We start from the raw sequence: 17767 nt of genomic DNA on the forward strand, positions 1-17767 counted from the left end.
GTTCCTCGCGCTCGGGCTGGTGCATCGGTGGGGGAAGATCTTTCCCCGGTGGACGCTCTTCCTGGCCGGGCGACGGGTGCCGCGCCTCCTGCCGCTCATCCCCGCGTGGGTGGCCGGGGTGTGTCTGGGCGGGTACGGGCTCGTCCTCCTCGTCATGGTGCCGCTCGCCCTGACCGGGGTGATACCGCCGTTCGCGCCGCCGGAGCCCTTCACCACCAGCGCGGACGTGACCTGGATGATCCTCTTCGGCGGCCTGGCGTTCGGCGGCCTCGGGGGAGCCCTCGTGCTGGGAGCGTGCTCGTACACCTCACGCGGGGTAGGCGTGCGTCTCGGTGGCCTTGACCGACGCCCAGATCTCCTGGCCCGGGCTCAGGTCGAGGTCGGCCACGGCAGCGGGGGTGATGTCGGCGAAGGCCGTGATCGGGCCGTCGAGGTGGACACGGACGTTGTCGCCGTGCCGTTCGAGGCCGTCGATGCGGCCCCGCCACAGATTACGCGGGCTGCCGTCGGGACGCGAGCGATAGAGGGCGACGGCGGCCGGCGGGAAGGCCACGAACGCGGGCCCTGACAGCTGCTCGGAGCTGTGCAGCAGGAGCTCGCCGACCTTGACCCGGCCGGCGTCGGCGCTGCCCCGGTAGAGGTTGAGCCCGACGAGGCGGGCGACATAGTCCGTACGGGGCCGGCGCGCGACCTCGGCGGGCGGCCCCTCCTGGACGACGGCCCCCTGCTCGATGACGATCAGCCGGTCGGCCAGCACCATGGCGTCCAGCGGGTCATGGGTCACCAGCACGGTCGCGCCGTCGAAGTCGGCGAGGTGGCGGCGCAACTGGGAGCGGATTTCAAGCCGGGTGTGGGCGTCGAGCGCGGCCAGCGGCTCGTCCAGCAGGAGCAGCTCGGGCCGTACGGCGAGCGCACGGGCCAGCGCCACCCGCTGCGCCTGCCCCCCGGACAGCTGCCGCGGCCTGGCGCCGGCCCGATCGGCCAGCCCGACGCGTTCGAGCAGGTCGGCGGCGGCACGGCGGGCCTCGGCCTTGGGCACGCCCTGGCAGCGCGGCCCGAAGGCGACGTTGTCGAGCGCGGACAGGTGGGGGAAGAGCAGGTAGTCCTGGAACACCATGCCGATCGGCCGGCTCTCGGCGGGCAGGGTGTGCAGCGGCCGGCCCCGCAGCGAGATGTGACCGGCGGACAGGCGGGTGAGGCCGGCCAGCGCCCGCAGCGCCGTCGTCTTGCCGGCGCCGTTCGGGCCGAGCAGCGCCACCACCTCACCGGCGTCGGCGTGCAGCGTGACGTCGAGGGTGAAGGCGGGCCTGGTGACCACCAGGCGGGCGTCTAGGGTCACGGCGCGCTCACCCACCGATCACGCAGGCTGGCCAGGATGACCACCGACACGGCCAGCAGGACCAGGCTGAGCACGATGGCGGCCTCGGGCTCGGTCTCCAGCGCCAGGTAGACGGCCAGCGGCATCGTACGGGTGGTGCCGGGGAAGTTGCCGGCGAACGTGATCGTCGCCCCGAACTCGCCCAGCGCCCGCGCCCAGCACAACACCGCGCCCGCCACCACGCCAGGCATGACCATCGGCAGCGTCACCCGCCGGAACACCGTCCACCGCGAGGCGCCGAGCGTCGCGGCGGCCTCCTCGAACCGCTGGTCGGCGCCGCGCAGCGCCCCCTCCACGCTGATCACCAGGAACGGCATCGCCACGAACGCCTCGGCGATCACCACCCCGGCCGTCGTGAACGGCAGCGTGACCCCGAACGACGCCTCCAGCCACTGTCCCACGATCCCGCGCCGGCCGAGCACCAGCAGCAGCGCCACACCGCCGACCACCGGCGGCAGCACCAGCGGCACGGTGACCAGCGCCCGTACCACCCGCCGTCCAGGGAACTCGACCCTGGCCAGCAGCCAGGCCAGCGGCACGCCGAGCAGCAGGCACGCGGCGGTGGCGATGGTGGCGGTGACCAGCGACAACCGCAGCGCCTCCAGCACCTGCGGCTCGGCCAGCCGGCCGGGCAGCGTCGTCCACGGGGCGCGGACCAGCAGCCCCGCCAGCGGCAGCACCAGGAAGACCAGCCCGATCAGTGCGGGCACCACCAGCATCCACGGCGGCCTGCCGGACGCCTCGCGTCCTCGGGGCGTGGGGCCGGTCCGGTCGCGGACGGGAGCGTTCGTCATGGCGCTTCGAATCCGGCCTTGGTCAGCACGTCCTTGCCCTGCTGCGACAGCACCAGGTCGACGAACCGCCGGGCCGCGTCACCGGCCGGGGCCTTGGCGATGGCGGCGATGGGATAGTCGTTGACCGCCTGGTCGGCCTCGGGGAACGCGATGCCCCGCACCTTGCCGGCGGAGGCGATGACGTCGGTCTTGTAGACCAGCGCCGCGTCCACCTCGCCCAGCTCGACCTTGGTCAGCGTGGCCTTGACGTCCTGCTCCAGGGTGACCGGCCTGACCTGCAGCCCGGCGGCGTCCAGCGCCTTGGCGGCGGCCGCGCCGCACGGCACCTGCTCGGCGCAGAGCGCGACCTTCACCTTCGGGTCGGTGAGGTCCTTCAGCCCGCCGATGTGCGCCGGATCATCAGCGGGGACGGCGATCTGCAGCTTGTTGCGGACGAACGTGGCCGGCGAGCCCGCCAGGGACGCGTCGGTGACGGTCTTCATGGTGGCCGGGCTCGCGGCGGCGAAGACGTCGGCCGGGGCGCCCTGGACGATCTGCTGGGCCAGCGTGGCGCTGGAGCCGAAGTTGAACCGCACCGACGTGCCCGGATGAGCGGCCTCGAAGACCTTCCCGAGCTCGGTGAACGCCCCGGTCAGCGACGCCGCCGCGAACACCGTCACCTCCTTGCCCGCTCCAGCGGCCGGCTCTCCTGACCCGCACCCGGCCAGGACCAGCGCGACGGGCAGGACGAGCGCCCACAGGGACATGCGCCTGAACACCAAGGGCCGGCTCCTCACACCTGACTGGCCACGCGCTCGTGGTCAGGGATCTCCACGACGACGTTGGTCGACTTGATCACCGCGACCGCCACCACCCCCACCTCCAGGCCCAGCTCATCGGCGGCCTGGCGGCTCATCAGCGACACCACGCGAAACGGCCCCGCGGCGATCTCCACCTGCGCCATCACGGCGTCGCGGACCACCTCCGTCACGATCCCCCTGAACCGGTTGCGCGCCGAGGAACGCCCGCCACCGCCGCTCTGGCCGACCTGCGCGCGGGCGAACGCCGCCAGGTCGGCGCCGTTGACCTGCCGATGCCCGTGCTCGTCGCGCTCGGCCCGCAACCGGCCCGCGTCCACCCACCGGCGGACGGTGTCGGAGCTGACCCCGAGCAGCGCCGCGGCCTCACTGATCCGAAACGTCGTCACAAGCCCTCACCCTACCCCCGCACTTTCGAGCACGAGAACCCGACAGCAGCGGCATCAGCGGCACGTTACCCCTCCTTGCCCTCGCATCCACGAGGCCGGGCGTCACGCCGCCCATGTGACCGCTGATGACGTGCTCGCGATCTACCACTGTCGTCCGCCGGGTCGGGGACCCGTTTGACGTCCAGGCGGAAGGTGATGCAGCTGGAGGGCGAGCGCGACGTCCTCGCCGAGTTCGAGCAGGGACGCCGCCGTGGTCCACGCCAGGGGACGATGGCCTCAACGCCCAGATGGCTCTTACGGTTCGAGGGGCCGTCCAGCCGCGCTCCGTCGCGGAGATCCTCGCCGGCATCCGCTGAGCCTCCGGCGGCGGCACCAGCGTGCCTCGAGTGCGGCTCGATAACGTGACGGTCCCCTCGCGCTGGAGAGCCTCATGTCATTCCTTCGCTCAGCCCGGCTGTGGGCGCGCAAGGCCGGGAAGCACCTTTACGCCGGTCTGGTCATGCTCGGCGCCGGCGTCCACGCGCCCTCGCTGCCCCTGCTCTGGGACGGGCGCGCGGAGCACGACGTACCGGACCCGCGCCTGAGCCCGTCCGAACGCGCCGCCTGGCACCGGCTGACGGCCTCGCTGACCAGCGACGAGAAGTTTTGATCGTCTGAGTTTGGGCGGCAGCATCAGCGCGGTGAAGCCGGACAGCAGGAGCAGCGCGGCGGAGATGAGGAAGCCGAGCTGGTGGCCGGCACAGGCCGAAGGGGCGGGATTGCCGCCCCGGCGGTGAGGGCAGGCGTGGCGAGGCGGCGGCCGACCGGCCACGCCGGTGCCCAGCTTCAAGGCTCGCGCCGATGAAGGCGGGCGTTGACGCGCAGGAGGGCCGGGACCAGCAGGTAGACCACCACGGGCACCACGATCGCGGTCACCACCAGCGTGCGCAGCGCCTGCGGCAGCGGGCTGATGACCGGCTCCAGCAGCAGTTGCACCAGCATGAGCGTCGCGTAGACGGCCGCCCAGGTGATCAGGGCGCGGCGGTGCACGGACGGTGTGGCAGGCATGACGGGTCCCCCTCGATAATCCAACTCATCAGTTGGAGTTTTGCACACGAATCTCCAACTGTCGAGTTGGAGATTGCGGCTATGCTGGGACCATGGCATGGAACACGGCCCGCACACGGCAACTCCTGCTCGACGCGGCGGTCGAGGAGTTCGCGGAGCACGGCCCCGAGGCCGCCAGGCTCGACCGCATCGCCGCCGCGGCCGGCGTCAACAAGGAGCGCATCTACCAGTACTTCGGCAACAAGGAGCAGTTGTTCGCCGCGGTGCTGAGCTGGAGTCTGGAGCGCCTGGCCGAGGCCGTGCCCCTGGACGGGCCGCTCGCCGCCGACCTGCCCGCGTACGCCGGCCGCGTCTACGACTACCACCGCGAGCACCCGCAGTTCATCAGGCTGCTCTACTGGGAGGGCCTGCACCGCGGCGGCGATCCCATCGCCGCCAGGGAGGAACGCGCCGCCCACTACGCCGCCAAGCTCTCAGCCCTGGCCGCCGCGCAAGAAGACGGCACGCTGCCGCCGGAGTTCACGCCGGGGGAGTTGCTGTACGCGGTGATCGCGCTGGCCGGCTGGTGGTACGCCACCCCGCCGCTCGCCCAGATGATCATGGGCGACGACATCGGCGCCGCCCGCGACGCCCTGGTCCGCATGGTCGCCAAACTGGCCGGCTCAAGCTCCTCCTAACGAGCCGCCACATTCCGCAAGGTGCCGGACATTTACCAGATGTTCGGCACCTTGTGGCAAGGAGACTTCGTGACCTACCGAGATCGCTTCGAAGCGGTCTACGACGCGTATTACCCGGCGATGCATCAGTACGCCGCCCGCCGTACCGGCTCGCCCGACGACGCGGCCGACGTCATCTCGGAGACGTTCCTCACCGCCTGGCGGCGCATCGGCGACGTGCCCGAGGGCGAGGAGGCGCTGTTATGGCTGTACGGGGTGGCCCGCCGCGTGCTGGCCAACCAGCAGCGCGGCGCATCACGCAGAGCCGCGCTCACCGAACGGCTGCGCGCGGAACTGGCCGCCGACCGGCCGGCCGGATCGGTGGACCTGGACCATGTACGCGCGGCCTTCGACGCCTTGTCCGAACGTGACCGCGAGGTTCTGGCGCTGGCCTGCTGGGAGGGCCTGACCGGCCAGCAGATCGCCAAGGTTCTGAAATGTACGCCGATCGTCGCCCGGACCCGGCTGCACCGGGCGCGCAAACGGATGGCGGCGGCGCTGGAGCGGCAGACGTCCATGACGGTCGCGATGGGGGAAGCATGAGCGACATCGACACCCTGATGAAGGCCATCGACCCGGCGCCGCACGCGCCGGAACAGGGGCCCGCCGCGCGCGAACTGCGTGAAGCGATCATGGCGACCCCGGCGCCCACGCGCAGAGCCGCCCGGCGTCCGTCGTGGCGGGCCGGCGCCATCGGGCTCGCCGGGGCCGCGGCTGCGGCGGCGGTCTTCCTCGTCCAGGCCACCCCCACGGCCGCACCTGCACTGCCGGGCAAATCGCTCCTGCTGGCCGCCGCCGCGAAGGCCCAAGCCGCCCCGGAGGGGGCGTACTGGCATCTCAAGGAGCTGTACGTGGGCTCGGCGGGACCGTACGGCCGCGACGGCGACACCTACCGTCTGGAGACCTCGTACCTCTCGGAGACGTGGTTCGCCAAGGACGGCCGGGCGTGGATCGGCGGCAGGCGGCTCGCCGCACGCCCCCTCGACGTGGAGGCATGGCGTCGCGACGGATCACCGACCGAGTGGACGATCGGGAGGGACGGCGGTCGCTACTCCACCTCGCCCGGCGCGGGCACGCTCACCCGGCTCACGGGGGAGCGGAAGCTCTACTGGAGCGCCATGCCCATGACCATCAAGGAGATCGCGGCGCTGCCCGCCGACCCGGAAGCGCTGAAGAAGCGGGCCGCTGAGGCGATCCGCCGCGACCGGGACTTCGCCGGGTCCGTGGCGGACGGCCTGCCCCCCACGTTGGCGTCACTCCTGTACGCGCTGCCTGCCTCCCCGCAGGTGCGCGGCGCCGCGTACCAGGCGCTGGCGACACTGCCCGCGGTACGGGTCGAAGGCCGGACCGCCGACGCGCGGGGGCGGGCGGGCGTCTCCGTGACCTTCCCGCTCCAGGGAGGTGGACCTGCCCAGGGCAAGCTGATCATCGACCCGGACACCTCCAAGGTGCTGACCTACGCGGTCACCGGCAGTGGGTCGAAGAAGGACGATCGGGTCACCACGGTGCTGGACTCCGGCTGGACCGACACCCCGCCATCCGCCGACTGATCGCAACGGTCATGTGAGGGAGAACGTTCGGTCTTGACTGGCGCGTCAGATGTGCCATGATGAGACCGAACGTTCTCCCTTGCGTTGGGGGACGTCGTCAGTCGTTCTGACCTGAAAGGCCACATCATGGGAACCCGTATGCTTCGCCGTGCCGCACTCGCCGTCGGCGCCCTCGCCTTGATCGGTGCCACCGCGCCCGGCGTGGCGATGGCGGACAGTGCGAAGTCCACCGGCGCGAAGCCGACCGTCGTCCTGGTGCATGGAGCGTGGGCCGAGTCGTCCAGCTGGTCGTCGGTGGTGGAGCGGCTACGCAAGGACGGTTATCCGGTGCGCGCCCTCGCCAACCCGCTGCAGGGCCTCACCAGTGACAGCGCCTACGTCTCCAGCTACCTGGCCGCGATCGACGGCCCTCTGGTGCTGGTCGGCCACTCGTACGGCGGCGCCGTGATCACCAACTCCGCCGTCTCCGACCCCGACGTCAAGGCCCTGGTGTACATCGCCGGGTTCATCCCCGCCAAGGGCGAGACGGTCGGCGACCTGGCCGCCAAGTCCTCGCCGGCCATCCCGCTGGTCACGACCACCGTCCCGGACGGCGCCGAGGTGTCCATCGACCCGGCCCACTTCCGTGAGTCGTTCGCCGGCGACGTCGACAAGACCACGGCCGCCACCCTCGCGACCGTCCAGCGTCCCGCCAACACCAAGGCGGTGACGGACGCCAGCGAGAAGGAGGCGTACCGGACCATCCCGTCCTGGAGCCTCATCACCCGGCAGGACCAGGCGATCGCGCCCGACCTGCAGCGCTTCATGTCGAAGCGGGCCGGCGCGCGCGTCGAGGAGGTCAGCGCCTCCCACGCCGTGATGGTCAGCCGTCCCGACGCGGTCACGAACCTGATCGAGAAGGCCGCCCGCAGCGCCCGCTGAGCATGGGCCTCATGCTCCCCGCCGGCCGGTACGGACCCTCCGGCCGGCGGCGGATGATGTGGGCCATCCGATCCGCACGCTCCTCCCGATCGAGGTACCAACCCATGACTCAGCACCAGATCGGCCGCCTGGCCGGCACCCTGCGGCGGACCATCCACGCCGACCGCGTCATCACCACAGGGCCGGACTACGACGCCGGCCGCGCCATCTGGAACGGCGCCGTGCTCGCCCGGCCCGGCGTCATCGTCCGGTGCGGCGATCACCTCGAGGTCCGGACCGCCGTACGGGCCGCGCGGGAGGCCGGGGTGCCGCTGTCGGTGCGCGGCGGTGGCCACGACTGGGCGGGCCGCTCGCTCAGCGACGGCGGCCTCACCATCGATCTGTCCGGTATGCGGCAGGTGACCGTGGACCCTGAGGCGAAGGTCGCCGAGGTCGCGGGCGGGGCGACGGCCGCCGACGTCGTACGCGCCGCGCAGCCGTTCGGCCTGACCGCCGCGACCGGCTCCGCCGGGTCCGTGGGCATGGCGGGCCTGACGCTCGGGGGCGGGTACGGGCCGCTGAGCGGCCGCTTCGGGCTCGCCCTGGACAACGTGCTCGCCGCGGACGTGGTGCTCGCCGACGGCTCCCTCGTCACCGCCGACGCCGAACGTGAGCCGGACCTGTTCTGGGCACTGCGCGGCGGCGGGGGCAACTTCGGCGTCGTCACCTCGATGCGGGTACGGCTGCACGCCGTGCCGACCTTGTTGTCCGGCATGGTGCTGTTCGCGTGGGAGCAGGCCGGGGCCGTACTGGCCGGGCTGCAGGAGGTCCTGACCGAGAGCCCGGACGAGCTGACCGTGCAGTCCGGCGTCCTGGCGGGCCCCGACGGCAAGCCGGTGGTGTTCCTCTCGCCGACCTGGAGCGGCGACGACGCGGCCGCGGGGGAGCGGGCGCTGGCCCGGCTCGGCGGCCTCGGCACGCCCCTCCTCTCCCAGATCGGCTCTGCCACCATGCCCGAGATGCTCGCGGCCATCGACGCGCAGTTCCCCTTCGGCCGGCACGTCGAGATCCGCCCGCGTTCCGTGCCGTCCGTTTCGCCGGGCGTACGCGAGGTGCTGAACGTCGCCGGCTCCACCCTGACCTCGCCCCACTCGGCGGTATCGGTGCACCATCTGCATGGGGCCGCGGCCCGCGTACCCGTCACGGAGACGGCGTTCGGCAACCGCGACCCGCACCTGATGATCGAGATCATCGCCCTCTGGGAGCCCGGAGACGCGCGTGCGGCCCGCCACCGGGCCTGGGCCGCCGACGTGGCCCGCGCCCTCGAACCGGACGCGCTGCCCGGCGGCTACCCCAACCTGCTCGGGGACGACGAATCCGCCCAGATCGCCCACGCCTACGGCCCGAACGCCGAGCGGCTCCTAGAGGTGAAACACCGCTACGACCCGGACCGGATCTTCCGTGCGATCCCGCTGCCGGACCCGTCCTGAACTCCCTGTTTCCTCACGAGATAAAGGTAGATGCATGAACCTGCGTACGAGGATGACCCGCTTCGCGGTGATCGCCGGAATGTTCGGAGCCACGACGGCCCTGTACGTCCCCGAGGCGATGGCATCGGCGACCCCGGCCGCTGTGGGCGGCGTGGTCGCGGCACCACCGTCGTCGTCGCTGGGCAAGCTCGGCCCGTTGACGGACCTCGTCATCGAACGACTCCTGGTGAGCGACGACGTGGCCGCCTCGAAGTTCGGCACCGACTCGCCCATCGAGGACCCGGTCCGCGAACAGCAGGTCCTTGACCAGGTCCGCCGGCAGGCCGAGGACCTGGGGGTGGACGGGGACGCCACGGTGGCGTTCTTCCGCGACCAGATCACCGCCAGCAAGGTCGTCCAGAAGGGCCTCTTCGCCCGCTGGACCGCCCACCCGGAAGAGGCCCCGGCAACGCGCCCCGACCTGGCGGAGATCCGCCAGCGCCTCGACCGCCTCACGACGGAACTCCTTAACAGTCTGAAGGCCACGGAGCACATCAGGAAGAAGCCGGTGGCCTGCGCGACCCAGCTGACGCTGGCCACCGCATCAGGCGCAAAAAGGGAACACCTGGACGCCCTCCACCGCCAGGCCCTCAAAACCGCAACCGACTCGGTATGCAACTGACCGGACAACGTCGTCGCCGCAGGGGACGGCAGCGCAGGGAAACCGTGCCGCCCACCCCCGCGGCGCGGATCCGCGCCCCCCTCACCTGCGGCCGAAAGTCTCGTGTGCTCGCGCGGCCGAAGCGGTCCAGATGGTGACGTCGGAGGCGATGCGGTCCGGGGCGGTCGCGATGTCCAGGCGGTGATATCGGCGAAGCGGGTCGCGGTACTCGACCCCGAAAGTGCCATCATCGAGGCGGGCGACCGAGGCGAACCGGGTGGGGTCGTCCTCGTCAGGTTCGACGATGACGAAGCTGTTGTCGGGCGGGGCGAGTGCGATGATCATCTCGTGGAGAGCGTCCCCGGACGGCACCACGATGAGTTCGTCGCCCTCGGTCGCCGCCTTCAACCGGATGCTCACGCGCTCCACCAGTCGCGACAGGCACGCCGTTGCGCGGGGCGCCCTGCGATGTCCGGAGTGTCAGGGCACATCTGCCCGCCTTGGTCGATGTCTCTTGTATTCCATTCAGGTCGATCACATTTCTCTGACACCAAAGGGCATGGCGCATGACTTGGCCCGTGAACTGCGCGAGGTCTTATAACGGTTTCCGTGGCGGTCTATTTCAGCTGCCAGACGATGACGTCGAGTTCGACCCACCAGTCGTCCGCGTCCGTTGAGTCGTGCACCTTGTCCACGCGGAGTGAAGCGACGTTTCCGCTGGCCGTCGTCAGGCACAACTGCGAATTGACGCCGAACTTCTCCGTTCTGCCGGCGCCGGCCAGCCTGACGTCGGTGACCACGTGCCATGCCTTGGTGCAGGCGTCGAGCGTTCGCGGCTCATCGTCTTCCACCCTGGCCATGCGCGAATCGTTCAGCGGCTCTAAAGCCACATAGAACACGCCGTTCTCCAGGCTGAGATCGGGCGTGTTGTCAACGGCTCCGACGCTGATCGTGTCCAGGTCGAAGCCGTCCTGGGCGAACGTCAGCCGGGCGGTTCCCGTCCTGGTCGCGGCAGGGGAAGACGATGAACGTACGGGCTGGTCCGAGCCGGTGGCCGAGGGCGCTGCGGACGCGGCCGTCGATGACGGTGACGTCGTCTGTTGCGCGGTCGCAGGGGGAGGAGGTGCAGGGGTCATGCCCTGCCATATCGTGACCAGGGCGGCGCAGGCTCCTATTGCTCCGGCGACGGCTCCGACGATTTGCCAGTGGTCAATGCTCAAACCGAGGAAAGACTTGCCCTTGTTCGCCAACTGAGCATCACCTCGGCACCCCGCGAGTCGATCTCGTCCCGGTCATGGTAAACGCGCGCGTACGTCATGTCAGGTACGACACAAGCCCGCACCCATTTCGGTATGGAAATCACCAGCGCGGCGGCGACGGCGTCCAGGCGGCGGTCGATCTCGTGGTGCTGGGACTGCACGGTGTCGAGCGGCGGGGCGGCGTCGCCGGGGGCGCGTTCCTCGGAGCTTCGGCCAGAGCGGGGTGTCCTCGGCGGCGTGGTGGGCGTGCAGCAGTTTCGCCACGAATTCGACATGGCCGGTGGCCACCGCCGCGTGGCCGCGTCGGCGGGCCGCGAGTTCTCTGCCAGGTCGAGCGTGGCGGAAGATAGAACGTTCGGTATTGACAAGGGGGAGAGACGGACGCCAGTCTTGGGGAGAACGTTCGGTATTGCGAGGGGGAGATGATGAGAACGGAACCGGCAAGTGAGCACGTAGGGGCGATGGAGACGCTGCGTCTCCAGGACGGCCGGATGCTGGAGTACGCGGTACGAGGGCCGGAGCGAGGACCGCTCGTCCTCTTCCACCACGGCATGCCCGGCTCCGCGGTCCCCATGGCGTCCGTCTTCGACTCGGCCGTCGACAGGGGGTACCGGGTCGTCACGTACTCACGCCCCGGCTACGGCGCCTCGACCCCGGCGCCCGGCCGTACGGTCGCCGGCGCCGCAGAGGAATGCCGCCGGCTGATGGACCACCTGTGCGCCCGCCGGTACCTGGTGGCGGGATGGTCGACGGGCGGCCCGTACGCGCTGGCCACCGCCGCGGCGGACGCGCCCCGGGTGATGGGCGTGCTGCTGATCGCCTCGTTCGCACCCCACGACGGGGAGGGGCTGGTGTTCGCCGACGGCATGGGACTGCAGAACCAGGTGCTGTTCGGGGTCGCGTCCCGCGACGAGGAGAAGCAGCGCGCGGTCGTGGCCCAGCTGGCCGCGGCCGTACGGGACGGCGACGCCGCCGACCTCGCCGCCGGCATGGCGAGCCTGTTCCCCGAGGTGGACGCCGCCGAGCTGGCCGGCGCCTACGGCGCGGAGAACATGGCCCACATGCACCACGCGCTCGCGCCGGGCGAGGAGGGCTGGCTGGAGGACTTCCAGGCGCTGACCACCCCGTGGGGTTTCGACCTGGGCGGCGTCACCGTCCCCGTCGAGCTGTGGCACGGCACGCTCGACCGCATGGTGCCCGTCGCGCACGGGCAGTGGCTGACCGCGCATCTCCTGAACGTCCGTGCTCATATAGAGCGCGGACACGGGCACATCTCGATCGGCGTCGGAACCCTCGGCGACAAGCTCGACCGCCTCAGGTCGAGAGTCAGGGGGAGCGCGCCGGTCAGAACTTTCCGGGAGGGACTGTGACGAACGGCACCGTACTCAACGTGGGGCTCGATCCGCAGGTCGTCGGCGACCCCGACGCGCCGAGCGAGGCGTTCCCCACGGTAGATGCGGCGCAGGTCAGGGCCGGGCTCGCCAAGGCCGCCGCCGAGCTGGCGGACATGGGTCTCGGCTTCGAGACCTGTCTCCTCGACCGGGGTGCGGGGGCGGAGGAGAAGTTCCGCGAGGCCGTGAGCGGCAAGCACTACGACGTCATCGTGTTCGGCGGGGGAGTGCGCCTCGAACCCGCGATGACCCCGCTCTTTGAGAAGCTCATCAACATCGCGCGGACCTGCTCGCCGGCGTCCGTGCTCTGCTTCAACACCGGCCCGCAGACCACCGTGGACGCGGTACGCCGCTGGTGGCCCCGGCCGTCCGACGCGGGCTGACGGAAATGAGGGCGATGCCGTCATCGAAGGAGATACCTTCCAGCAAAAGCGGAATGCTGCTCCGCATCAATATCCGGCGTAGCGTTCCGCGAAGATGTCCGCGTCCTGTGTGGATCTTGGGCAGAATGGCCCGATGCCTACCATCCCGCACAAGTTCGCCGAGGCCACGTCTTCGTCGCCGTACAACGACTACGACCAGATGGCCGAGGGTTACTCGGCCGAGAACGAGACCAACCTCGTGAACGCCTACTACGAGCGCCCCGCCATGCTGGAGCTGGCCGGGGATGTGGCCGGGCGGCGCGTTCTCGACGCGGGTTGTGGCTCAGGGCCGCTGTTCGCCGAGCTGCGCAGCAGAGGCGCGATCGTGACCGGCATCGACGCGAGCGCGGGGATGCTGGAGATGGCCAGGCGGCGGCTGGGCCCCGACGCGGATCTGCACGAGGTGGATCTGGCCGGGCCGCTGCCGTTCGCCGACGACACGTTCGACGACGTCACCGCGTCCCTCGTGCTGCACTACCTGGAGGACTGGGGGCCGACCCTGGCCGAGCTGCGACGCGTGCTGAAGCCCGGCGGCCGGCTCCTCGTCTCGGTGGACCATCCTTTCTCCATCACGCTCTTCCAGCAGATGGCCGGGGAGAAGCCCGCGTACTTCGAGACCCGCACCCGCACCGAGGAATGGGTTATGGGCGGGGAGACCGTCCAGATGAGGTTCTGGGACCGGCCGCTGCACGCGATGACCGAGGCCTTCGCCGCCGCGGGCTTCCGCATCAGCGTCATCAGCGAGCCGCCGTTCGCGCCGGAGGCTCGCGAGCTGTTTCCCGAGGAGTTCGGCGGCATCGAGCCCGGCCGTACGCGGTTCCTGTGCTTCCTGTTCTTCGTCCTCCAGGCAGCCTGACGTAACTCCCTGGACGCGTACCGTGACGACTAGGTTGCATGGGGAGCATGATGTGCAGAAGGTCGTCCATAGCCGTCGCCGTACGATGACGGGACGTGCGAGGTCAAGGTCGCCGTGGGGGACGCGCCGGCTGACAGCGTCCAAGGACGGGTGCGGGGGCGGGTACGCGCCTTGGCACGGACAGGGGGGACGGGCCGGGGACGACGGTGTTGCGGATGGTGCCGATGGCCTCGACCGTCATCTCCACCACGTCCCCCACCTGAAGCGGCGGCGGGTCCTGGCGGCCGTGGCGGCCCCACAGCTCGGCCAGGCAGCCGCCGTTGCGCGACACCCTCGCCGAGGCCGCGACGACCTGGGCCGTGCCGGTGCTGGTCGTGCTGGCCGCCCTCGCGCGGCGGACGGACGCGTCTCGCGCGGCCTGCCTGACGACGGCCAGCGGAAAACGTCGCCTCGATTCGCGTGGACCAGGTGCACGACTCAACGGATCTACTTTGTAAAGGCGGCGGTGCAGGTCGTCGCCACCTGGCGCAGTGCGTCCAGCAGCTCCGGCGGCTCGGTAACGGTGAACGGCAGGTCCAGCGCCGCCAGGTAGACGGCCAGCGTCAACGGGGTGCCGGCGCCGATGTGCAGCAGGCAGCGCTCGTCGTCGAGATGCTCGACGCGGGCGACCGGCGGCACCCGTTCGCCGACGACGGCGGCGGGCGCGTGGACGGTGGCCACCGTACGGCAGGGGCCCAGCGTCGAGGCGACCCCCTTGGTGACGAAGTCGATGGCGTCGCCCGGCGGCATCTCCCGTCCGGAGAAGGCGGGGCCGAGCGGCACGCGCGGGGTCAGCCGATCGATGCGGAACGTCCGCCAGTCGTCCCGCCCCACGTCCCACGCCACCAGGTACCAGCGCCGTCCGGTCGAGACCAGCCGGTACGGCTCCGCGTCCCGCACGCTCATGTTCCCGTCGTGGTCGCGGTAGTCGAAGCGCACCCGCCGCCGGTCCCGGCACGCGGCGGCCAGCGTCGCCAGCACGTCGGCGTCCACGTCCGCGCGGGCGCCGCCCGGCACCGGCACCGTGTACGCCGCCAGCGCCGCCAGCCGGGGCCGCAACCGGGCGGGCAGCACCTGCTCCAGCTTGGCCAGGGCACGCAGCGACGCCTCCTCGATGCCGCCCACGGCCTGCCCCGCCGCCGTCCGCAACCCCACGGCCACCGCCACCGCCTCCTCGTCGTCCAGCAGCAGCGGCGGCAGCCGGGCGCCGGGCCCCAGCCGGTAGCCGCCCGCCGTACCGGACACGGCCGACACCGGGTAGCCGAGCGCGCGCAGCCGTTCGACGTCGGAGCGGATCGTCCGGGTGCTGACACCGAGCCGGTCCGCCAGCTCGGGGCCCGGCCAGTCGGTGCGGGACTGCAGCAGCGACAGCAGCCGCAACAGGCGGGCCGCGGGGTCCTTCGTGCTCATGCCCGCACTCTCTCGCACCTCGCGGAAGTCCTGCTTCCGCGAGGACTGCCATGGTGTGGGCTCCCTCTCTACATGAAGGAGTTCCGATGACGAATGCGGTGGTGACCGGAGGGTCGCGCGGGATCGGGCGGGCCGTGGTGGAGCGGCTCGCGGGCGACGGCGCGACCGTCGTGTTCAGCTACGTCGCCGACGAGGCGGCGGCGCGGCAGGTGGAGGAGGCATGCGGCGGGCGGGCCGTCGCCGTACAGGCGGACGCGGCCGACCCCGCCCAGGTGGAGCGGTTGTTCGAGGAGGCGGGCGAGGTGTTCGGCGGGCCGCTCACGGCGCTGGTCAGCAACGCGGGCGTCATGGACCACACGCCCGTGGACGCCGTCACGCCTGAGGCGTTCGAGCGGGTGATGGCGGTCAACGTGCGCGGGGCGTTCCTCGCCGTACGTGCGGCGGCCGCCAGGATGGCCGACGGCGGTCGCGTCGTCACGATCTCCTCGACCGGCACCGCCTGGCCCAGTCCCGGCGAGTCGCTGTACGCGGCGAGCAAGGCGGCCGTCGAGCAGCTCACCCGCGTCGCCTCCCGCGAGCTGGGCCGGCGCGGCATCACCGTCAACGCGGTCTCGCCGGGCCCGACCGACACCGACCTGCTGAGGGCCGACGTGCCGCCGGAGGGTATGGCGGGGGTCGCCCACATGACGGCGCTCGGCCGGATCGGCACGCCCGCCGACATCGCGTCCGTGGTCGCGCTCCTGCTGAGCCCGGACGCGGCCTGGCTCACCGGCCAGAACCTCCGGGCGGACGGCGGCCTCGTGTAACCGCCGGCTCCTTGGCTGCGGCGACGATCGCAGACGCTTCGTCGGCATGGCCCGCCGCACGCCCTGCGCCCAGGGCGTGCGGCACGCCCGTCGGCCTACGGCGACTCGGGCGGGTTGGTCAGTGGTGCCGGGCGCCGGTTTCGATCTGGCCGCCCACCTTCTTGCGCAGCCCCTCCAGCAGCGCGGGCTCGGCCACGACCGTCCAGCGGTCGCCCACCAGGTACGTCCCTCCATAAGGCTGGGCGTAGTCGAGCCAGTCACGCTTGCCCTTGTCGGTGGTGAAGGTGACGATCGTGTACCGGCCGCGCTTGGTCTGGCAGGCGGCCTGCTTCAGCTCGTCGGCGTCGATCTGCAGGCGTGCCTTGGGGCAGCCGGCGCTGGTCTTGAGCTTCTTCATGCTCCGGCGCGGCAGCTTCACGGTCGCGGAGGGCTGCGTGCCGCCGCCGGCCACGTGCCCTTGATGGTGCGACTGGTGTTGCGCGGCGGCAGGCGCCGCCGCTTTGGCGGCTGGAGTCTGCGCGTTCCCGCAGGACACCAGGCACGCGCCCAGCACGGCCGCACCTGCCGAGACGGCCAGCAGGCCCGTCACCCGCCTCCGTGTACGTGCGGGGGACGGCGGCCGCGGTGTGAGCGTCATGGTGATGATCCTCCGAATCAGGGAAGCTCCCACGGGAGGTACGCACGCCCGTCCGTACGCGGTTCACCCGCCGGAAAAGCGTTCGTTTCCATCACGGACGTCCCGTTACCATCGCGCGGATGAACGCTGTGCTCTGGTTGTCGGGCCCTTCGGGCGTCGGGAAGTCGTCGGCCGGGTGGGAGATCTGCGCGCAACTCGGCCGGGAGGGTGTCAGGACGGCGTTCGTGGACGCCGACCAGATCAGCCTCATCCACCCCGAACCCGACGAGAACACCCACCGCCTCCGCGCCCGCAACCTGGCCGCCCTCTGGGACGGCTTCCGGGCGGAGGGCGCGGAGTGCCTGGTGCTGGCCGGTTTCGTGGACACGCCGGACGAGGTGCGCGAATACACCTCCCTCCTGCCCGACATCGCGTTCACCGTGTGCCGGCTGCGGGCCCCGGCGGAGGAACTGCGCCGGCGCTTCCTGGGCCGCGGGTGGCAGCCGGACCTGGTGGAGCACGCGGTGGCCGAGGCCGCGGCCCAGGACCGCACGTCCTACGCCGACCTGACCATGGACACCACCGGCCTGACGGTCCAGGAGACGGCCCGCCTGATCAGGGAACGCACGGGCCGGCCGGGAACCACCGCACCCGGCCCAGGGCGTCCCGTGCAGCCGGAGCCGGCGCCGGTGCCGGTGCTCTGGTTCACGGGGGCGACGGCGGTGGGGAAGTCCACAGTCGCGTACGAGGTCTTCCGCCACATCGTCCGGACCGGCACGCGCACCGCGTACGTCGACCTGAAACAGATCGCCATGCTGCGGCCCGCCTCTGGCGACGGACACCGACTCAAGGCCCGCAACCTCGCCGCGCTCTGGGCCGGCTACCGCGCGGCCGGGGCGACGTATCTGATCGTCTGCGGCGAGGCGGACACCGACGAGACCGTCCGCGACCATCTCGGCCTGCTGCCAGGCGTGCAGCCTACGGTGTGCCGCCTGCACGCCTCCCCGGCCACGCTGCGCGAACGCGTCCTGGACCGCGGAAGGGGCGGCGGCCCGACGATCCCCGGCGACGAGCTGCGCGGGCTGGACGAGCACGCCCTGCACGAAGCCGCCACCCGCGCGGCGGCCGAGGCGGCCCGCCTCGACCAGGCGGGCACCGGAGACGTGCGCATCGACACCGACGACCGTCCGGTGCCGGACGTGGTGGCCGGCGTGCTCGCCCACCTCGGGCTCACCCCGGAGAACTCCCGAGCTTGAATTGCTCTCGC

General features: G+C 71.5%; 21 protein-coding genes. 12 read left to right on the forward strand and 9 right to left on the reverse strand.

Features of this window, described 5'->3' with window-relative positions:
• Window positions 1-307: 307 nt before the first annotated feature.
• Genes AB0K12_RS28635 through AB0K12_RS28650 form a run of 4 tightly spaced genes read right to left on the reverse strand, consistent with a single transcriptional unit; the run spans window position 308 to window position 3358 of the window.
• Window positions 308-1339: an ABC transporter ATP-binding protein gene (locus tag AB0K12_RS28635; RefSeq protein WP_364567662.1), complete on the reverse strand. Its 1032-nt coding sequence runs from the start codon at window positions 1337-1339 to the stop codon at window positions 308-310.
• On the reverse strand, window positions 1336-2172 hold the full coding sequence (locus AB0K12_RS28640; protein WP_364567665.1) for an ABC transporter permease: 837 nt from the start codon (window positions 2170-2172) through the stop codon (window positions 1336-1338). The genes AB0K12_RS28635 and AB0K12_RS28640 overlap by 4 nt, the downstream gene beginning before the upstream one ends.
• Window positions 2169-2933: a molybdate ABC transporter substrate-binding protein gene (gene modA, locus AB0K12_RS28645; RefSeq protein ID WP_364567667.1), complete on the reverse strand. Its 765-nt coding sequence runs from the start codon at window positions 2931-2933 to the stop codon at window positions 2169-2171. The genes AB0K12_RS28640 and modA overlap by 4 nt, the downstream gene beginning before the upstream one ends.
• Window positions 2934-2944: 11 nt before the next feature.
• Window positions 2945-3358, reverse strand: coding sequence for a TOBE domain-containing protein (locus AB0K12_RS28650; RefSeq protein WP_364567670.1), 414 nt, complete (start codon window positions 3356-3358; stop codon window positions 2945-2947).
• 430 nt (window positions 3359-3788) lie between these two features.
• On the opposite strand from AB0K12_RS28650, the gene AB0K12_RS28655 reads away from it, so the two are divergent.
• Window positions 3789-4007: a hypothetical protein gene (locus tag AB0K12_RS28655; RefSeq protein WP_364567673.1), complete on the forward strand. Its 219-nt coding sequence runs from the start codon at window positions 3789-3791 to the stop codon at window positions 4005-4007.
• A gap of 176 nt (window positions 4008-4183) precedes the next feature.
• Here AB0K12_RS28655 and AB0K12_RS28660 read toward each other — a convergent pair whose 3' ends face one another.
• The gene (locus AB0K12_RS28660) at window positions 4184-4405 is read right to left on the reverse strand and encodes a hypothetical protein (protein ID WP_364567676.1); all 222 of its coding nucleotides are present in this window, start codon (window positions 4403-4405) and stop codon (window positions 4184-4186) included.
• 92 nt (window positions 4406-4497) lie between these two features.
• On the opposite strand from AB0K12_RS28660, the gene AB0K12_RS28665 reads away from it, so the two are divergent.
• From AB0K12_RS28665 to AB0K12_RS28690, 6 genes are all read left to right on the forward strand, one after another.
• Entirely contained in the window at window positions 4498-5082 is a 585-nt protein-coding gene (locus AB0K12_RS28665) for a TetR family transcriptional regulator (protein ID WP_364567679.1), read from the forward strand.
• A 69-nt stretch (window positions 5083-5151) separates the two neighbouring features.
• Window positions 5152-5664, forward strand: coding sequence for an RNA polymerase sigma factor (locus AB0K12_RS28670; RefSeq protein ID WP_364567682.1), 513 nt, complete (start codon window positions 5152-5154; stop codon window positions 5662-5664).
• Complete coding sequence (locus tag AB0K12_RS28675; RefSeq protein ID WP_364567685.1) at window positions 5661-6671, forward strand: CU044_5270 family protein; 1011 nt, start codon at window positions 5661-5663, stop codon at window positions 6669-6671. The genes AB0K12_RS28670 and AB0K12_RS28675 overlap by 4 nt, the downstream gene beginning before the upstream one ends.
• Before the next feature lie 138 nt (window positions 6672-6809).
• On the forward strand, window positions 6810-7592 hold the full coding sequence (locus AB0K12_RS28680) for an alpha/beta hydrolase (RefSeq protein ID WP_364567688.1): 783 nt from the start codon (window positions 6810-6812) through the stop codon (window positions 7590-7592).
• Between the two features lie 104 nt (window positions 7593-7696).
• A complete protein-coding gene (locus AB0K12_RS28685; RefSeq protein WP_364567691.1) occupies window positions 7697-9061 on the forward strand; it encodes an FAD-binding oxidoreductase in 1365 nt (454 codons plus the stop codon).
• 34 nt (window positions 9062-9095) lie between these two features.
• Window positions 9096-9722 (forward strand): chorismate mutase, encoded by a 627-nt coding sequence (locus AB0K12_RS28690; RefSeq protein ID WP_364567694.1) that lies wholly within the window; start codon window positions 9096-9098, stop codon window positions 9720-9722.
• 81 nt (window positions 9723-9803) lie between these two features.
• On the opposite strand, the gene AB0K12_RS28695 is transcribed toward AB0K12_RS28690, so the two are convergent.
• Both AB0K12_RS28695 and AB0K12_RS28700 read right to left on the reverse strand, forming a co-directional pair.
• Window positions 9804-10121: a hypothetical protein gene (locus AB0K12_RS28695; RefSeq protein ID WP_364567696.1), complete on the reverse strand. Its 318-nt coding sequence runs from the start codon at window positions 10119-10121 to the stop codon at window positions 9804-9806.
• Between the two features lie 197 nt (window positions 10122-10318).
• Window positions 10319-10951: a hypothetical protein gene (locus AB0K12_RS28700; protein WP_364567698.1), complete on the reverse strand. Its 633-nt coding sequence runs from the start codon at window positions 10949-10951 to the stop codon at window positions 10319-10321.
• Window positions 10952-11421: 470 nt separating this feature from the next.
• Between AB0K12_RS28700 and AB0K12_RS28705 the strand changes: the two genes are divergently transcribed.
• The 3 genes from AB0K12_RS28705 to AB0K12_RS28715 all read left to right on the forward strand — a co-directional run bounded on the left by AB0K12_RS28705 (window position 11422) and on the right by AB0K12_RS28715 (window position 13629).
• On the forward strand, window positions 11422-12330 hold the full coding sequence (locus tag AB0K12_RS28705) for an alpha/beta hydrolase (protein ID WP_364567700.1): 909 nt from the start codon (window positions 11422-11424) through the stop codon (window positions 12328-12330).
• A complete protein-coding gene (locus AB0K12_RS28710; protein WP_364567703.1) occupies window positions 12327-12734 on the forward strand; it encodes a hypothetical protein in 408 nt (135 codons plus the stop codon). The genes AB0K12_RS28705 and AB0K12_RS28710 overlap by 4 nt, the downstream gene beginning before the upstream one ends.
• Window positions 12735-12867: 133 nt before the next feature.
• Window positions 12868-13629 (forward strand): class I SAM-dependent methyltransferase, encoded by a 762-nt coding sequence (locus tag AB0K12_RS28715; protein WP_364567706.1) that lies wholly within the window; start codon window positions 12868-12870, stop codon window positions 13627-13629.
• A gap of 486 nt (window positions 13630-14115) precedes the next feature.
• Here AB0K12_RS28715 and AB0K12_RS28720 read toward each other — a convergent pair whose 3' ends face one another.
• Window positions 14116-15078, reverse strand: coding sequence for a YafY family protein (locus tag AB0K12_RS28720; RefSeq protein WP_364567709.1), 963 nt, complete (start codon window positions 15076-15078; stop codon window positions 14116-14118).
• Between the two features lie 86 nt (window positions 15079-15164).
• On the opposite strand from AB0K12_RS28720, the gene AB0K12_RS28725 reads away from it, so the two are divergent.
• On the forward strand, window positions 15165-15884 hold the full coding sequence (locus AB0K12_RS28725) for an SDR family oxidoreductase (protein WP_364567712.1): 720 nt from the start codon (window positions 15165-15167) through the stop codon (window positions 15882-15884).
• A gap of 118 nt (window positions 15885-16002) precedes the next feature.
• Here AB0K12_RS28725 and AB0K12_RS28730 read toward each other — a convergent pair whose 3' ends face one another.
• On the reverse strand, window positions 16003-16521 hold the full coding sequence (locus tag AB0K12_RS28730) for a hypothetical protein (RefSeq protein ID WP_364567715.1): 519 nt from the start codon (window positions 16519-16521) through the stop codon (window positions 16003-16005).
• A 119-nt stretch (window positions 16522-16640) separates the two neighbouring features.
• Between AB0K12_RS28730 and AB0K12_RS28735 the strand changes: the two genes are divergently transcribed.
• Window positions 16641-17756 carry a hypothetical protein gene (locus tag AB0K12_RS28735; protein WP_364567716.1) on the forward strand — a complete coding sequence of 372 codons (1116 nt, stop codon included), beginning with the start codon at window positions 16641-16643 and terminating at the stop codon, window positions 17754-17756.
• Window positions 17757-17767: the final 11 nt, after the last annotated feature.

Source organism: Nonomuraea sp. NPDC049419, from assembly GCF_040676995.1.
Classification (GTDB): Bacteria; Actinomycetota; Actinomycetes; order Streptosporangiales; family Streptosporangiaceae; genus Nonomuraea; species Nonomuraea salmonea.

Bases quoted from the DNA above. Each gene is read 5' to 3' on its own strand.
- AB0K12_RS28640 (WP_364567665.1), bottom strand. From the start codon at position 2,172: ATGACGAACGCTCCCGTCCGCGACCGGACCGGCCCCACGCCCCGAGGA.
- AB0K12_RS28655 (WP_364567673.1), top strand. From the start codon at position 3,789: ATGTCATTCCTTCGCTCAGCCCGGCTGTGGGCGCGCAAGGCCGGGAAG.
- AB0K12_RS28660 (WP_364567676.1), bottom strand. From the start codon at position 4,405: ATGCCTGCCACACCGTCCGTGCACCGCCGCGCCCTGATCACCTGGGCG.
- AB0K12_RS28665 (WP_364567679.1), top strand. From the start codon at position 4,498: ATGGCATGGAACACGGCCCGCACACGGCAACTCCTGCTCGACGCGGCG.
- AB0K12_RS28675 (WP_364567685.1), top strand. From the start codon at position 5,661: ATGAGCGACATCGACACCCTGATGAAGGCCATCGACCCGGCGCCGCAC.
- AB0K12_RS28680 (WP_364567688.1), top strand. From the start codon at position 6,810: ATGCTTCGCCGTGCCGCACTCGCCGTCGGCGCCCTCGCCTTGATCGGT.
- AB0K12_RS28685 (WP_364567691.1), top strand. From the start codon at position 7,697: ATGACTCAGCACCAGATCGGCCGCCTGGCCGGCACCCTGCGGCGGACC.
- AB0K12_RS28690 (WP_364567694.1), top strand. From the start codon at position 9,096: ATGAACCTGCGTACGAGGATGACCCGCTTCGCGGTGATCGCCGGAATG.
- AB0K12_RS28705 (WP_364567700.1), top strand. From the start codon at position 11,422: ATGGAGACGCTGCGTCTCCAGGACGGCCGGATGCTGGAGTACGCGGTA.
- AB0K12_RS28715 (WP_364567706.1), top strand. From the start codon at position 12,868: ATGCCTACCATCCCGCACAAGTTCGCCGAGGCCACGTCTTCGTCGCCG.
- AB0K12_RS28720 (WP_364567709.1), bottom strand. From the start codon at position 15,078: ATGAGCACGAAGGACCCCGCGGCCCGCCTGTTGCGGCTGCTGTCGCTG.
- AB0K12_RS28725 (WP_364567712.1), top strand. From the start codon at position 15,165: ATGACGAATGCGGTGGTGACCGGAGGGTCGCGCGGGATCGGGCGGGCC.
- AB0K12_RS28730 (WP_364567715.1), bottom strand. From the start codon at position 16,521: ATGACGCTCACACCGCGGCCGCCGTCCCCCGCACGTACACGGAGGCGG.
- AB0K12_RS28735 (WP_364567716.1), top strand. From the start codon at position 16,641: ATGAACGCTGTGCTCTGGTTGTCGGGCCCTTCGGGCGTCGGGAAGTCG.